General features: G+C 73.0%; 13 protein-coding genes and 1 pseudogene. 6 read left to right on the top strand and 8 right to left on the bottom strand.

The features are described 5' to 3' along the window. Positions 1 to 595: 595 nt before the first annotated feature. The 3 genes and pseudogenes from ACZ7G3_RS15795 to ACZ7G3_RS15785 all read right to left on the bottom strand — a co-directional run. Entirely contained in the window at positions 596 to 1,501 is a 906-nt protein-coding gene (locus tag ACZ7G3_RS15795) for a universal stress protein (RefSeq protein WP_470926048.1), read from the bottom strand. A 161-nt stretch (positions 1,502 to 1,662) separates the two neighbouring features. Beyond that, complete coding sequence (locus ACZ7G3_RS15790) at positions 1,663 to 1,905, bottom strand: DUF397 domain-containing protein (protein ID WP_426521591.1); 243 nt, start codon at positions 1,903 to 1,905, stop codon at positions 1,663 to 1,665. A gap of 38 nt (positions 1,906 to 1,943) precedes the next feature. Continuing rightward, a pseudogene (locus ACZ7G3_RS15785) lies at positions 1,944 to 2,147 on the bottom strand (hypothetical protein); the annotation flags it as partial. 316 nt (positions 2,148 to 2,463) lie between these two features. Between ACZ7G3_RS15785 and ACZ7G3_RS15780 the strand changes: the two are divergent. Next, on the top strand, positions 2,464 to 4,239 hold the full coding sequence (locus ACZ7G3_RS15780; RefSeq protein WP_470926046.1) for a serine hydrolase domain-containing protein: 1,776 nt from the start codon (positions 2,464 to 2,466) through the stop codon (positions 4,237 to 4,239). A gap of 27 nt (positions 4,240 to 4,266) precedes the next feature. Here the strand turns inward: ACZ7G3_RS15780 and ACZ7G3_RS15775 are convergent, their stop codons facing one another. From ACZ7G3_RS15775 to ACZ7G3_RS15760, 4 genes are all read right to left on the bottom strand, one after another. Next, a complete protein-coding gene (locus tag ACZ7G3_RS15775; RefSeq protein WP_426521595.1) occupies positions 4,267 to 4,458 on the bottom strand; it encodes a DUF2795 domain-containing protein in 192 nt (63 codons plus the stop codon). 92 nt (positions 4,459 to 4,550) lie between these two features. Then, complete coding sequence (locus ACZ7G3_RS15770) at positions 4,551 to 6,128, bottom strand: phytoene desaturase family protein (RefSeq protein ID WP_470926044.1); 1,578 nt, start codon at positions 6,126 to 6,128, stop codon at positions 4,551 to 4,553. Between the two features lie 203 nt (positions 6,129 to 6,331). Beyond that, entirely contained in the window at positions 6,332 to 8,563 is a 2,232-nt protein-coding gene (locus ACZ7G3_RS15765; protein WP_470926042.1) for a serine/threonine-protein kinase, read from the bottom strand. 459 nt (positions 8,564 to 9,022) lie between these two features. Continuing rightward, the gene (locus ACZ7G3_RS15760) at positions 9,023 to 9,400 is read right to left on the bottom strand and encodes a four-helix bundle copper-binding protein (RefSeq protein ID WP_345594538.1); all 378 of its coding nucleotides are present in this window, start codon (positions 9,398 to 9,400) and stop codon (positions 9,023 to 9,025) included. 153 nt (positions 9,401 to 9,553) lie between these two features. On the opposite strand from ACZ7G3_RS15760, the gene ACZ7G3_RS15755 reads away from it, so the two are divergent. From ACZ7G3_RS15755 to ACZ7G3_RS15740, 4 genes are all read left to right on the top strand, one after another. Next, positions 9,554 to 9,958: a ChaB family protein gene (locus tag ACZ7G3_RS15755; protein WP_470926040.1), complete on the top strand. Its 405-nt coding sequence runs from the start codon at positions 9,554 to 9,556 to the stop codon at positions 9,956 to 9,958. Between the two features lie 37 nt (positions 9,959 to 9,995). Further along, positions 9,996 to 10,352, top strand: coding sequence for a DUF6479 family protein (locus tag ACZ7G3_RS15750; RefSeq protein WP_470926039.1), 357 nt, complete (start codon positions 9,996 to 9,998; stop codon positions 10,350 to 10,352). A gap of 45 nt (positions 10,353 to 10,397) precedes the next feature. After that, on the top strand, positions 10,398 to 10,748 hold the full coding sequence (locus tag ACZ7G3_RS15745; protein WP_470926037.1) for a DUF8129 domain-containing protein: 351 nt from the start codon (positions 10,398 to 10,400) through the stop codon (positions 10,746 to 10,748). 224 nt (positions 10,749 to 10,972) lie between these two features. After that, positions 10,973 to 12,193, top strand: coding sequence for a DUF2235 domain-containing protein (locus tag ACZ7G3_RS15740; protein ID WP_470926035.1), 1,221 nt, complete (start codon positions 10,973 to 10,975; stop codon positions 12,191 to 12,193). Between the two features lie 21 nt (positions 12,194 to 12,214). Here ACZ7G3_RS15740 and ACZ7G3_RS15735 read toward each other — a convergent pair whose 3' ends face one another. Beyond that, positions 12,215 to 13,060, bottom strand: a complete 846-nt coding sequence (locus tag ACZ7G3_RS15735; RefSeq protein WP_470926033.1) for a peptidoglycan-binding protein — start codon at positions 13,058 to 13,060, stop codon at positions 12,215 to 12,217. A gap of 809 nt (positions 13,061 to 13,869) precedes the next feature. Here ACZ7G3_RS15735 and ACZ7G3_RS15730 point away from each other — a divergent pair. Beyond that, the gene (locus ACZ7G3_RS15730) at positions 13,870 to 14,901 is read left to right on the top strand and encodes a hypothetical protein (RefSeq protein ID WP_470926031.1); all 1,032 of its coding nucleotides are present in this window, start codon (positions 13,870 to 13,872) and stop codon (positions 14,899 to 14,901) included. Position 14,902: the final 1 nt, after the last annotated feature.

Genomic DNA, 14,902 nt, shown 5'->3' with positions numbered 1-14,902 from the left:
CGTTCTCCCGGGTGGGGTTTCGTAGGCGGCGGGAGAAGACCGCCCCTCCCTCTTGTCTCTTTACTTCCCCCTCCTGTCTGTTCCCTTCTCCCTCCCCCCCCCCCCCCCCCCCCCCCCCGCTCGTGCCGTTCGTGTGGCGGGCCGCCCCGGCATGGTTGCGGACAGTGGAGCCGAGGACGACCGGACCCCGGGGACAGGGCGGGTCGCCCCCGCCCTCGGCCGAGCCGACGTGACGCCCGGGGCGGCGGGCGCGTGAGCCGGTGGCCGGCAGACCCGTCCCCCGGCAAGCGCCGACCGACGCACCCTGCGGGACCTCGCCGCCGCGCACGGCCTCCCGTCCCCCGGCGCGCGCCGGCCGGCGCCCGGTCCCGCGGGTCGAGCCGCGACGCGGACCCTGCCGGCCGGCCCGGCAGGGGGCGTGACAGGCGGGCCACGTACCACGCGGTGGCGGGCCCCTCACCCTTCGCACCCGTCACCCTTCGCCCCTCACCCTTCGTACGGAGACGGGCGCGGCCACCACCGACGGCGTCGGCCCGCAGGCCCGCACCCCGGCTTCTCCGGCCTCACCCTTCCGTCCGGCCTCACTCCTCCCGCTTCACTCCTCCGGCGGAGCCGGTGGGACCACAGCGACCGGGGCTGCCGCGTGCAGCAGGACGGCATGGGTGACCGAACCCATCATGCGGGCCGGGGCCAGCAGGCGTCTGCGGTGGCGGCCGACGACGACCAGCTCGGCGTCGCGGGAGGCGGCGACGAGGTGTCCGGCGGCGTCGCCCGGCGCGACGTACGGTTCGGCGCGGACGTCGGGGTGGCGTTCCCGGTAGGGGGCGAGGAAGCCGTCGGCCAGGACCCGGGTCTCGCTCTCGATGGAGACCTCGTCGATCACCGGGGGCATGATCTGGCCGGCGGCGGCCCAGGTCTGCACCGGCCACGGGTAGGCGGCGACCACCTGGAGGCGGGCGCCGCGCAGCGCGGCCTCGGCGAAGGCGAAGGAGAGCGTGGCGTCGTCGGGGCTGTCCACGTGCAGGCCGACCACCACCCGCGGGCCGGTTTCGGACCGCGCCTCGCCGTGGACCTCGCGGCCGGGGCGGGGCACCACGACGACCGGGCACTCGGCGTCGCGGGCGGCGGCCAGGCCGTTCGAGCCGAGCAGCAGGCTGGCGAAGCCGCCGCGGCCCCGGGAGCCGAGCACCAGCAACTGGGCGTCGGCGCCCAGTTCCGGCACCACGGCGCCCGGTACGCCCTCCATGCCGACGTACTCCGTCGCCACCGCGTAGGCCCGCCCCTGAAGGTGCGCGCGGGCCTGGTCGAGCACCGGGTCCTCCCCGGTGTCCGGCGGACCCGCGACCAGGACGTCGGTCTGTGCCCAGGCGGCGTACTGGCGCACATGCACCACCCGAAGGCGTGCCTCGCGCCGGTGGGCGGTGTCGAGGGCCCAGTCCAGGGCGCGCAGGCTGTCGTCCGAACCGTCGACCGCCGCGATGACCGGCAGGGTGGTGCTCATGGGTTCCTCGCCTCCGGAGTACGACCGTTCCCCCTCGTGGCGTCAGCCTCGCTCAGGCGTCGGCCCGAAAGGGTCCTCCCGGTCGCGTGTCCGGAAAAAGGGGTGCAACACCCCCGGATCGGCCGGACGGACCACCCCGGCTCAGCTCCCCGGCAGGTGTTTCACGTGAGGTCGAACTCCCCTTCCCGCGCTCCCGACACGAACGCGCCCCATTCGGCGGGGGTGAAGATCAGGGAGGGGTTGCCCGGGCTGCCGCTGTTCCGCATGGCGATGAACCCCTCGACGAAGGCGATCTGGACATCCCCCAGGCCCCTGCTGCTGGACTGCCACTGCGCGTTGCTGAGATCCAGCTCCGGCTTGACCCAGCCCATGAGCGGGCGCTGGTGGGTGGTGCTCTCGGCCACGTCCGTGCTCCTCCCGGTCTCGTCGTCCGCGGGTCAGCCTAGCGACCGGGTCCGAGTGCCGACAGGCCACGTGACGGGTGCCTTTCGGAAGATCGGCGCCGCCGTTCCCACGCGTCACACACGCCGGTGGGGTCCCGGCGGCCTCAGCGGTGTGCGAGGAAGGCGGCGACACACCGTACGAACCACTGCGGATCGTCCGGCCACGGATAGTGCCCGGCGCCCGGCTGGACGGCCACCTCTGAACACCGACGCGCCCGGCTTCGCCGCCGCCGGGTTCGTCGTGGGCGGCGGCAGGCGCCTGCCCGTGGGCGGCGGCACGGAGTCGCCGAGAGTCGCCTCGCGGCACCACGCCGGCCGGACCCGGTTGTTCTCCGCCGGGAGGCGCCGAGCACCACCCCGCGACCCGCCCCGCCCGGCCCCCGTACCGGGCGGGGCGGGGTCCGGCGGCCCGACTCCGCACGGCCCATTGACACGAACCCGTCACTGACAGGAAAGTTTCACTCCGCACGGAGGTCCAGGAAAGATACTTTCAGCTTCGGTGGCGCGGGAGGCTCTTCGATGGCCGGACAGGCTGCGAGCGGATTCACACGGCGTCAAGTGGGCGCCGGGGCCCTGGCCCTGGGCGGCGCCCTGGCCATCGCCCCTTTCGTGGCCGGGCCGGCCGAGGCCGTCGCGGACAAGGGCCGCCGCCCCACGCTGCGGCGCGGCTCCGCCGAGCGCGCCGGGTTGCTGCCCGGCCACCTGCGTCAGCTCGTGACGGACGCCGAAACGTTTCTCGGCCCCTCGCCCGAGCACCCTTGGTACGCGGGCGCCGTGCTGCTCGCCGGCCGGGGCGGCACGGTGGCCCTGCACGAGCCGATCGGCATGGCGGTGCGCTACCGGGCCTACGACGAGGAGACCGACACCGGTGTCGAGTTCCCGGCCGGACAGCAGATCCCCATGGCCGAGGACACGGTGTTCGACCTCGCGTCGATCTCCAAGCTGTTCACCTCGATCCTCGCGGTGCAGCAGCTGGAACGGGGCACGCTGGAGCTGGAGGCGCCGGTCGCCTCGTACCTGCCGGACTTCGGGCGGGCCGGCAAGCAGGACGTGACCGTCCGGCAGCTGCTGACGCACACCTCCGGCTTCCGGCCGTGGATCCCGCTGTACAGCGCTCCCACGTACGAGGAGAAGGTCCGGCTCGTCTACGACCAGGAGCCGGTGAGTGCGCCCGGCACGGCGTACCTCTACTCGGACCTGAACATGATCTCGCTCCAGCTGGTGCTGGAGGAGATCACGGGCCGCACCCTGGACGTCCTGCTGCGCGACGAGATCACCGCCCCGCTCGGGCTCGACCGCACCCGCTACAACCCGCCCGCCTCCTGGAGACCGCGGATCGCGGCCACGGAGGACGCCCGGCAGCCCTGGTCCGGTCTCGACCGGGGACTGGTGTGGGGCGAGGTGCACGACGAGAACGCGTTCAGCCTCGGCGGCGTCGCCGGCCACGCGGGGGTGTTCTCCTGCGCGTGGGACCTGGCGGTACTCGGCCGTACGCTGCTCAACGGCGGCTCCTACGGCCGGGCGCGCATCCTGCGGCCGGAGTCGGTGGAGCTGATGTTCACGGACTTCAACACCGACTTCCCGGGGGACGAGCACGGCCTCGGCTTCGAGCTGTACCAGCACTGGTACATGGGTGCCATGGCCACGCCGCGCACGGCCGGGCACACCGGTTTCACGGGTACGTCGCTGGTGCTCGACCCGACGACCGACTCGTTCCTGGTGGTGCTGGGCAACTCGGTGCACCCGGTGCGCGGTTGGCGCTCCGGGTCGGCTCCCAGGGTCGCGGCCGGCACCAGTCTGGCGCGGGCCGTACCGGTGCGACCCGCGCACGGGCGCACGGCGTGGTTCTCCGGGACGGCGGGTTCCTCGACGGCGACGCTCACGCTGCCCGCGCTGGACACGTCCGCCGGCGGGGCGCGGCTGCGCTGCGCCCTGTGGTGGGACACCGAAACCGGGTCGGACGCGCTCTTCCTGGAGGCCACGACCGACGGCGGCGGCACCTGGCGGCCCGTCCCGTTCACCACCACGCGCCGCGGCGAGGCGCCCCGGGAGCATCCGGCGGGTTCGGCGACGGGCTGGTCGGGCCGCGTCTGGCACCGGCTGAGCGCCGCCCTCCCGGCCACCCGCGGACTCACCCTGCGCTGGCGGTACACGACCGACCGGCTGTACGTGGGACGCGGGGCATACGTCGACGGGCTGCGCGCCGAGGCGGCCGGCGACGTGCTGTTCCACGACGCGCGCCCCGCGGACGCGGCGCGGATCGAGGCGGTGGGGTGGACGGCGTCGGCCGACTAGGACCGGGCGGTCGTACGCCTGTGTTCGTCAGTCGTTGAAGACGGCCTTCTGCACCTCGTTCGGCCCGTCGAAGCTGTTCTCCTTGAGGCCGTCGAGACGGCTCACGACCTTGTCGTCGGCCTTGTTCTTGCGTGCGCAGTCGACGAGCGACTTCTTGTCGGCCGGGTAGTCCATGCCGCTGAGGGCCTTCTGCAGGTCGATGGGGCTGAGGTCCGCCATGGCAGGCTCCTTGTCGTGCGGGTGACAGGTACGGAATTTCCGTTATGTCGCGGTACCCAGCCCCGCCCGACGCATGCGCCGTCAGTTCGCCGTCAGTGCGTCGTCCGTTCCAGCACCGCCATCGCCGCGTTGTGCCCCGGCACCCCGCTGACCCCTCCCCCGCGCACCGCGCCCGCGCCGCACAGCAGGACGTTCGCCTGCCCGGTCTCCACGCCCCAGCGTCCGGTGCCCGCCCCGGCGTGGGGCCAGGTCAGGTCGCGGTGGAAGATGTGGCCGCCGGGCAGGCGCAGGTCGCGTTCCAGGTCGAGCGGTGACCGGGCCTCGACGCAGGGCCGCCCGTCGGCGTCGGTCGCCAGGCAGTCCGCGAGGGGCTCGGCCAGGTGGGCGTCGAACTGGGCGAGGGTCGACTTCAGCAGTTCCTCGTGGACGGCGTCGTTGTCCCGGGCGAAGAGGCGGGCGGGCGTGTGCAGGCCGAACAGGGTGAGCGTGTGCATGCCCCTCGCGGCGAGGTCCGGGGCGAGGATCGTGGGGTCGGTCAGCGAGTGGCAGTAGATCTCGGAGGGTGGAGCGGCGGGCAGTTCGCCGGCCGCGGCCCGGGCGTGCGCGGTGGCCAGTTGCTCGTAGCCCTCCGCGATGTGGAAGGTCCCGGCGAAGGCCTCACGCGGGTCGGCCGCGGGGTCGAGCAGCGCCGGCAGCCGCGTCAGCAGCATGTTGACCTTGAGCTGGGCGCCCTCGGCGGGCGGGGGCGGCGCCTGCCCGGTGAGCGCCGCCAGTTCCCGCGGGGAGGCGTTCACCAGGACGTGGCGGGCGGCGGCCACGCCTTCGCCGTCGGCCGAGCGGTAGGTGACCTCGGCGGCTCGCCCGTCCGTGTCGATCCGCACCGCCTCGTGCCCGGTGGCGAGCACGGCACCCGCCGCGCGCGCCGCGCCGGCCAGTGCGTCGGTGAGGGCGCTCATGCCGCCGACCGGCACGTCCCAGGCACCGGTGCCGCCGCCGATCACGTGGTAGAGGAAGCAGCGGTTCTGGCTCAGGGAGGGCTCGTGGGCGTCGGCGAAGGTGCCGATCAGGGCGTCGGTGAGGACCACTCCCCGTACCAGGTCGTCCGCGAAGTGCTCCTCGATCGCGACGCCGATCGGCTCCTCGAACAGGGCCCGCCAGGCGTCCTCGTCGTCGACCCTGCGGCACAGCTCGTCCCGGGTGGGCAGCGGCTCGGTGAGGGTCGGGAAGACCCGCCGGGCGACGTGGCCGGTCATGGCGTAGAACCGCCGCCAGGCCGTGTACTCCCGCTCCGAGCCGGTGAGCCGGGCGAACGACTCACGCGTCCGCCGCTCGCCCCCGCCGACGAGGAGGCCGGTGGGCCGGCCGTCCCGTTCGACGGGCGTGTAGGAGGAGACGGTGCGCCCGCGCACCCGGAAGTCCAGGTCCAGGTCCCGCACGATCTTCTTCGGCAACAGGCTGACCAGGTACGAGTACCGCGACAGCCGTGCGTCGACCCCGGCGAACGGCCGCGTGGACACGGCCGCGCCCCCGGTGTGGTCCAGACGTTCCAGCACCAGCACGGAACGGCCGGCGCGGGCCAGGTAGGCGGCGGCGACCAGACCGTTGTGGCCACCGCCGACGATGACGGCGTCGTAGTGGCGGGATGCGCGGGGCGCGGTGGGCGGCGTCATGGCTCTTGGTAACACGGGCCCGCGGGGAGCGGCCAGAGGTGCGGCGGGGCGGGCGGCCGGTGGCCGGCCACGTGCGACGCCCCGGGGCCGGCGGGCGAGCGGCGGCGGGGCGCCGGCCCGGTCGGCCACCGCCCGGCCGGCCGTGGTGCGCGTGCGGCCTGCCTGCCGTGGTGCGCGTACGGCCGCCGTGCCCCCGGCCCGGCTCAGCGCGCCCCCGCTCTGCGCTGTACCGCCACCCTGCGGTACAGCTCCACGGCCTCGGCACCGCGGCCGAGTTGTTCGAGGCAGTGGGCCTCGTCGTCGCGGCCGGCGAGGGTGTCGGGGTGGTCGGGGCCGAGGAGGCGTTCGCGGGCGGCGGCGACCCTGCGGTACTCGGTGAGGGCTGCGGACCAGCGGCCCAGCCAGCCCAGGCCCACGGCGACCTCACGGCGGCTGACGAGGGTGTCGGGGTGGTCCGGTCCGAGGACGCGTTCGCGGATCGCGCACACTTCGCGGGACTCGGCGAGGGCCTCCTCCCAGCGGCCGAGCCGGCCGAGGTTGACGCCCCGGCCGTGCCGGGCACGCAGCGTCTCGGCGTGTTCGGGGCCCTGCGCGCGGGTGCGGTCGTCGATCAGCTCGTCGTACAGCGTCAGCGCTTCGGCGCTGCGGCCGAGGCGGCCGAGGCTGATGCCTATCTCGTGGCGGGCGGCGAGGGTGTCGGGGTGGTCGGGGCCGAGCGCCCTCTCGCGGGCCCTCGCGACCTCCCGGTAGGTGGCGAGGGCCTCCTGCCAGCGGCCCAGCCGGCCCAGTTCGTAGGCCACCTCGTAGCGGGTGACCAGCGTGTCGGGGTGGTCGGGACCGAGTACGCGGGCGCGCGCGGCGGCCACCTCGCGCGCCATGCGGTGGGCGTCCTCGGGGCGGCCGAGCCGGCCGAGGTTGAAGGCGAGGTTGTGCCGGCAGCGCAGCGTGTCGGGGTGGTCGGCGCCCATGACGCGCTCACGGGCGGCGAGGACCGACGTGTAGACCTGGTGGGCGTCGGCGTACCGGCCCAGCCGGCCCAGGACGTACGCCATCTCCTGGCGGACGGCGAGCGTGTCCGCGTGGTCGGCGCCCAGCACCCGGATCCTGGCCTCGGCCACGCGTTTGTAGGCGCGGAGCGCGTCGGCGGCGTGACCCGTGCGGCTGAGGGCGAAGGCGGCCTCGTAGCGGCTGGCGAGCGTGTCGGGGTGGTCGGCGCCGAGCAGACGCTCGCGCTCGACGGCCACCGCCCGGTGCACCTCCCCCGCCTCCTCCCAGCGGCCGAGCCTCCCCAGGGTCAGGCCCGCGTTGTGCCGCCCGGCCAGCGCGGCGACCGCCTCGGGCCGCGGGTCGGGGCGCTCGTCGGGGACGGGCGCCCCGACGAGCGCCGACTCGCCGGCGGGCCGCGGGATCCACTCGCCGGACAGCCCGGCTGCGGAGTCCGGGGGCGTGGAGCCGAGACCGGTACCCGTCGCCTTGTGCCCGGTGGTCATGCCGTGGGTCCAGGACGGCAGCGCGGCCCGGCCCCCTCCGACCGGCTGGGGCGTCCTGCTCCGGGGCGCCACCATGGCCGGCGCGTACGCCGGTACCGTGCGGCCGGCGGTGATCCGGCGGCCCAGTTCCCGGGCGTCGTCCGGGCGCTGCTCGGGCCGCTTGGCCAGCAGGTCGAGGATGATCCGGTCCAGGTATCCGGGCAGTTCGGCGCGGTGACTGCGGGGCGGCTCGGGATCGGTGTCGCGGTGGCCGACGAGGATCGCCCAGGCGTCGTCGAGGTCGAAGGGCGGGACGCCGGTGGCGATCTCGTAGAGCACGCAGCCCAGCGAGTACAGGTCGCTGCGCCGGTCGACCTCGTCGCCGCCTATCTGCTCCGGCGACATGTAGTGCGGGGTTCCCATGGCGATGCCGGTGCCGGTCAGGCGGGCGGTGAACCCGACGTCGTGGCCGAGCCGGGCGATACCGAAGTCGCAGATCTTCACGGTGCCGTCGGTGAGCCGGACGATGTTGGCGGGCTTCAGGTCGCGGTGCACGATGCCCTGTTCGTGGGTGTAGGCGAGCGCGGAGGCGACCTGCTCCGCGATGTCGACGACGTCGGGGACCGGCAGTGGATGGTGCTTGTTGTCCTCCAGGAGCCGGCTCAGGTCGCGGCCCTCCAGCAACTCCATGACCAGGAAGAGCACGCCGTCCCACTCGCCGAAGTCGTGGACGACGGTCACCCCGCGGTGCTGGAGCGCGGCGGCCACCCGGGCCTCGCGCCGGAATCTCTCCCGCAGGACGCGGGTGAAGGAGTGGTCGTGCTGCGCGCCCAGCGGTTTGAGGCACTTGACGGCGACGCGACGGCCCAGAGACTCGTCCTTCGCCCGCCACACCTCGCCCATGCCGCCGCGCCCGATTCGCTCCAGCAGCCGGTACCGGCCCTGGATCAGCGTGCTGTCCCCCATCTCGCTGCCCGCCCCCGTAGCAGTTCGCCCCGCCCTCCCCTGGCCGGTCCAGTATGGCGGTTTATGGGCCAGGTTTGTACGGTGCCGGGCGCGCGGCCGCTCCGAGCCGCGCCATGGCGCGCGCAATGTGTTTGGGCGGCGGCTGCCGTCGCAGAGTGCGGGAAGCCGGCGGGGCGGGGGCCGGTGGCGCGCGGCCGCCGGGTGACGGTGCCGGGTGCGGTGGCCGGTCCGCCGTAGGGCTCGTGCGCGTACGGCCGTAGGAAGTCGTACGCCAGGTGTGCCACCCGCCACCACAGCAGGGCGCGTGCGCGGACCGCGCGGGGGTGCGTGGGCGGCGGCGCGGGAGCCGCCCGCCTCCTGCGCCTCGTCGCCAGCGGCCGGCTGTGGAGCCGTGCCGGTGTTCGGCGAGGTGGCGGCCGGCGTGGGCCTCCGTGAGGGACCCGCCCGTGCCGTCGCCCCTCAGCGCAGGGTGGCGAGGAACTCGCCGCAGGCACGTGCGCAGGCGCGGCAGGCCTCGGCGCTCTCCTCGGCGCCCGGGTGCTCGTCGAAGACGTGCGCGCTCTCCAGGCACACCTGCCGGCACCATTCCAGCTGGACGCGGATCGCGGACTCGTCCACCTGGTTCTGTTCGGACAGCACCCGGCAGGTCGCGTCACAGACCTCCGCGCACATGATGCCCTTGCGTCGTACGAGCTCCTGGTTCTCGGTTCCGTCCGGGTCCACGAGGCTCGCCCGCAGCGCGCACGCCCGTGCGCACTCGGTGCACGCCTGTGCACAGGCGAAGCGGTCCTCCAGGAAGCGGAACAGTTCCTGCTGGGAAGTCGTCGTCGATGTCACACCGCGCGGGTTGCCGCTGCGGACGGCGCCAAACCGCCGGGCCCGGTGTTCCCAAGGGATTCGGCCCGTTTTCGGGGTGGTCCGCAGGGCACCCGTGGACTCTGCCCGAGCTGGTGACAGCGATGACGCGGACGACGTACGGAGGTGCACGACATGCCGGGACGACAGGAACTGCCGTCGACCCTGGAGCGTTCCCCCCGGGAGGCCCAGCGCACCTGGATCAAGGCCCACGACTCGGCCGTGGAGGAGTACGGCGAGGGCGAGCGGGCCCACCGGGTGGCGTACGGGGCTCTGAAGCACCAGTACGAGAAGGTCGGCGACCACTGGGAGCGCAAGGAGGGCGGCCGCAGGGGCCCCTCCGACCCGCGGTCCGCGCGGCCCCGCGGGCAGGGCGGGCGCAGCGGCGAGGGCGTCGACGAAAGGGCCTCGAAGGAGCACCTGTACGGCGTGGCGAAGCGACTGGGCGTCGAGGGCCGGTCCCGGATGTCGAAGGCGGATCTGCTCACGGCCATCCGGAAGGCCAACCGTTCGCAGACGCGAGCGTCCCGGTCGGGCTGAGCGGGTTGGTGACCTGGTCCGGGGGTACCCGCGCCGCATGACCAACGCATGGATGGACCTGGCCGCGGGCTCCGGCGCACTCGGTATCGGCCTGATCGTGGCGGCCGTCGTGGTCGTGGCCCTGCTGATCGGCGCGTTCGCTTTCGGCAGTCGGCAAAAGCGCCGGGAGCCGCCACCGCCGCGCCCGGAGGAGCAGCCCCGTATGCCTGACGGGGGGCCCGTCCGCGAGACGCGGGAGCGGCGGGAACCCGACGAGATGCCCAGGACCGACGACCGGACGCTGCCGCACGACCTCGGGCACCAGAGCAGCCACACCGCCTCCGGGCAGGAGCGGCCCCGCTGGGACGAGGGCGGCAGCGGCTCGTTCGGCAGCGGCGGACCGGGCGGACGCTGACCTTCCGAGAATGTCGTACAGGTCGTACAGAGGGATGTGAGAACCATGGCCGACCCCGCTCGCCACACCCTGCCGTTGCCGGACTACGACCATCTGCCGATCGGCGGGCTGGAGAGTCGTATCCGGTCGCTGGGAGCGAAGGAGGTGGAGGAACTGCTGGCGTACGAACGGTCGCACGCGGACCGGCTTCCCGCCACGCAGCTGCTGGGGGCCCGGCTCGAGCAGCTGCGGTCCGGCGCGGAGCCGTCCTCCGGCGACCCGGGCGCGGTACGCCCGGAGCAGGGGCAGGGCCGCACGGGCTCCCCCGTGTCGCCCGCGACCTCCCCTCAGCCGTTCTCCCCGCCGCCGCACGGGACCCCGGACCAGCGGGGCAAGCCGAAGGGTGACCGCACCTAGGGACTCCGCGGCCTCGAGTCGAGTCAGCGATGACGGTCGTGATCACCACCGCCGTGGGGATCACGACCGTCGTGGTGGGAGAAGCCTTGGCCTTGGCGGGAAGTCGGCCCGGTGCCCCCGTGGCGTGAGTGCCGAGTGGCTGTCGCGTGGCGGGGCGCGGCGGGCGGTGCGACCCTGGGAGTGGTGCTGTGCGCCGTTCCGCGCTCCCGCGAGGAGGGTTGGTCATGGCCAAGCGTCTGGTTGTCTGCTGCGACGGTACATGGAACTTCGCGGACCAGCCGAGCAAGACCAACGTCGCCAAGGTCGCCCTGTCCGTACGCCCCGGATCCGCTGCCGGGGTGGAGCAGCGCGTCTACTACCACAGCGGTGTCGGCACCCACCGGAGGGAGCGCCTGCGCGGCGGCGCGTTCGGTGTGGGGCTGTCGCGGAACATCGTGAACGCCTACCGGTTCCTCGTCGAGACGTACGAGCCCGGCGACGAGTTGTTCCTCTTCGGCTTCAGCCGCGGTGCGTTCACCGCCCGCAGCCTCGCGGGACTGGTACGCAACAGCGGCATCCTGAGCCGGGAACACGCCGACCGGATCCCGGATGCCTGGGCTCTGTACCGCAACCGGATCGAGCGGCCGAACGGCGCGGCCGCCACCCTGTTCCGCCGCTCGTACGCGCGCGAGACGGAGATCCGATTCGTCGGGGTGTGGGACACGGTCGGCGCCCTGGGCATCCCGGTTCCGGACGCCCCGTGGGTGCAGCCGGCGGCGACCCGGTTCAACCGCCGCTGGGCGTTCCACAACACCGAATTGAGCAGTTGGGTCAAGGCGGCCTTCCACGCGCTGGCCGCCGACGAGCAGCGCTCGGCGTTCCGGCCGACGCTGTGGCATCAGCAGCCCGGCTCCGCCGCACAGGGCCAGGAGCTCAAGCAGGTGTGGTTCGCCGGAGTCCACTCCGACGTCGGTGGCGGCTACGAGGAGACGGGGCTGTCCGACATCGCCCTGCTGTGGATGGTCGACCAAGCCCGCAGGTACGGGCTGGAGTTCGACGCGCATGCGCTGAGCACGGACGGGCCGCGGGTGATGCGGCCTCAGGAAGGCATCGACTTCCGCGTACGGCCGGACGTCTCGGGCCCCGTGCATGTCTCGCGGACGGGCGTGTACCGACTGTCCAGGCCACTGCACCGGCCGCTCGAAGGAGCGGTGGACGACGCCGGCCGGCCCGACGGCAACGAGTTCCTGGCGGTGCCCGCCAAGGAGCGCTACGACCGGGACACGGACTACCGGCCGCCGGAGTTGGCACGCTACCTGGGCGGACAGGGGCGGGTCCGGCTGGAGCCCGTCCTGCTGCCGGGTCTCTCGGCGGGCCTGCCGCCCATGCCGTCGGCGTCCGGTCCGGAGGCGTCGGCCGACGCGCACGACGCCGCCGCGCACGACGGAGTCGACCGCGCGACGTGACGTCGACGTGACGTCGCCTTGTCAGCCTCGGGGGACCTTGAGCCTGTCCCAGCTGAACCGGCCGGGGATGCCGTCGGCAGCCCTTCCCTCGAAGCCCAGCTTCTGCTGCCAGGCGGCGTACGACCTCACATCGCCCGCGCCCCACACGTCGGGACCGGTGTGGGAGGTGTAGCGGTCGCAGTCCTCGGCGACGAGCCGGCTGTGCATTCTCCCGATGACGGGCGACCGGCGTCCCGCCTGGAAGAACGACGGACCCGGGAACGGCTCGCACAGGGGCTGGGACACGAACTCCGGCCAGGAACCGGGGTCGACGTGGTCGTTCTCCGGGACATGGGCATGGGCGTACCACCCGCCCTGCGTCCGCCACTTGCCGGCCGGGCACGTATTGCGGGTCAGGGAGGTCGGGCGGCCCATGGGCCAGACGTCCGGTACGCCCCACGAGCTGATCCATGCGTGGAGATCGCCCCAGCCGGTGCAGGGAGTGTCGACCAGCCTCGCGAACACCGTGCCGTTCACGCGGCAGTGCGGGAAGAACAAGGCCTCGACCTGGATGACGACCTTGCCGGCCCGGTTGGTACGCGTACCGCCGGGCGCGTCGGCCACGGCTTTGCTGCGGGAGGTGGCGGGGAAGAACTGGGCGAACGCTCCGGTGAAGGGGTCCCAGAGGATCTGCGGAGCCTGGCCTCTGCCGCTGCCGGTGAAGAAGCTCTTCAGATTGGCGAACGGGACCAGGTCCAGGGGAGCTTCGGCCGTGGCCTCCCTGTCCGCCGTGATGTGCGCGATCGCCCTTGCCGGGAACTCGGGGTCGCACGGCGCATGGTCCCCGACGTCCGCCCGGAGAGCTTGGGGCATCCATGGATCGGGCATGGCGACATCCTTCCCTCTTCGCACCGCACAGGGTGGTGGGGTACGGCGGGGCGACCGGGGGAAGCAGACGCCGGACGGACAACGGGCCCTGCGGCAGGCCCCTCCCCCACTTCCTACGATGCGACTGGTGGGGTGCTGCGGCAAACCGTGAAGGCCGCGGCCGTCGGCGAGCGGCGCCGCGAAGTCGAGCGGAGGCATGCGGCCGGCGTCAGCCGGTCACAACTGCGCCTCCTGGTGTTCCCGTTGCGGAATGCGCCGGACGGGTGAAGAGTGGGACGCAGATCGGCTGTGCCTTCTCCCGGCTCCGGAATTTCTAGAACCGCACCCGACGGGCAGAGTCCACGACGGACGGAACAGCACGGCGCCAAGCACCTGGAACCATCATGGCCAGAATCTCCCGGCGACACCTCTTTCACGCGGCCAACGCATCGGTTCTGGCCGCGGTGCTCGCGTTCCCGGCAGGTCTGACGATTGCCGCAGCGGATTCTCAGGGCTCGAACGGGGGCCGCGCCGGAACACCGGCCCAGACCACCGATCCTCCGCCGTCCCCTCCCACCACGCCGGGTGATCCGACGGGACCCACGACACCCTCCGTTCCATCGGACTCCCCACCCGGCGATCCGACGGGACCACCGACGTCCCCCTCCTCCGAGACGGACGGGACGTCCGACACCACGGAACCGGCGGACCCCGACGACACGGACGGACAGACGCCCGACCCTCCGCCGGAGCAGAAGACGGAAATCGACGAGGCGACGACGGCCCTGAACGAGGAGAAGGAACGAGTCCCCGAAGAACTCGAGTCGGCCGTGGAAACGTTGATCGCCGTCATCGGCACGGTCGATGATCCGGAGACGATGCCGCAGGACAGGCAGGGAGTCATCGAGAGCGCGAAGAACCTGTCCACCGCGCTGGCCGCCATCAACGACCCGGGAACGCCTCCCGAGTTGCGGAAAGAGCTGAGCGCGATCGTGAAGCAGGTGGCTTCGGCGCTCGAGGTGGTCAACGGTTCCCGCGTACCGGCCGAACAGCGCTCCGCACTCATCCTGGTGATCAAACGCACCACATCCACCCTGGACCTGATCTGCGATCCCAAGACGCCGCAGGACGTGCGGGACCGGATGATCACCATACTGAAAGACGCGACCTACGCCGCGGAGAGGAGTCAGGACGGGGCACAGGCCGACGCTCCGGACGCGCTCCGGAGCACGGGCTACAAACAGGGCGCTCCGGGGGCTCTGGTGTCCGTGAGCTCCTCTGCGGACATCATGGGCGACCGCAGGACACCGCCGGAGGAACGAGAACGGCTCGCGGAGATCACGCGGCAGGTCAGCGCCCTGCTGAGGAAGATCAGCGACCCCGGGACGTCGCAGGAGGAGCGGTCGGAAGCCAGGAAGGAACTGGATGAGAAGACCTCTCGGATGAAGGACCAGCAGGAGCAGTCCGCCTCCGCCCAGGAGCGCCCGGAGGAGTCGCTCGGCAAGGCCGCCGCGTTCTGCACCAGCGCCATATTCGAGTCCACCCCCGAGTCCGACCTCGCGCGGGGGCTGAAGAAGCTGATTCCCGCACAGTGGGACGACGAAGGGGTCAAGGACTTCTGGAAGGCGAAGGAGAAGAGTGACGAAGTGGTCGACGTCCTCGCCCAGTTGCAGAACAACGAGCACACCCAAGGCCCGTTCGACGTCGTACCGCTCATCACCGAACTCGCCGAGCTCGTACCGCACAAGGAACTGTTCGGGACCCTGGGAGGCTCTGCCCTGTCCTGCAAGCAGACTGCCACCTACCTCGACGAGAAGTTCGGGGTCACGGTGGACACCTGGCTCACCAGGACCGTCGAGTGAC

The organism is Streptomyces sp. NPDC037271, from assembly GCF_055603605.1.
This window is presented reverse-complemented; position numbering and strand designations above follow the sequence as displayed.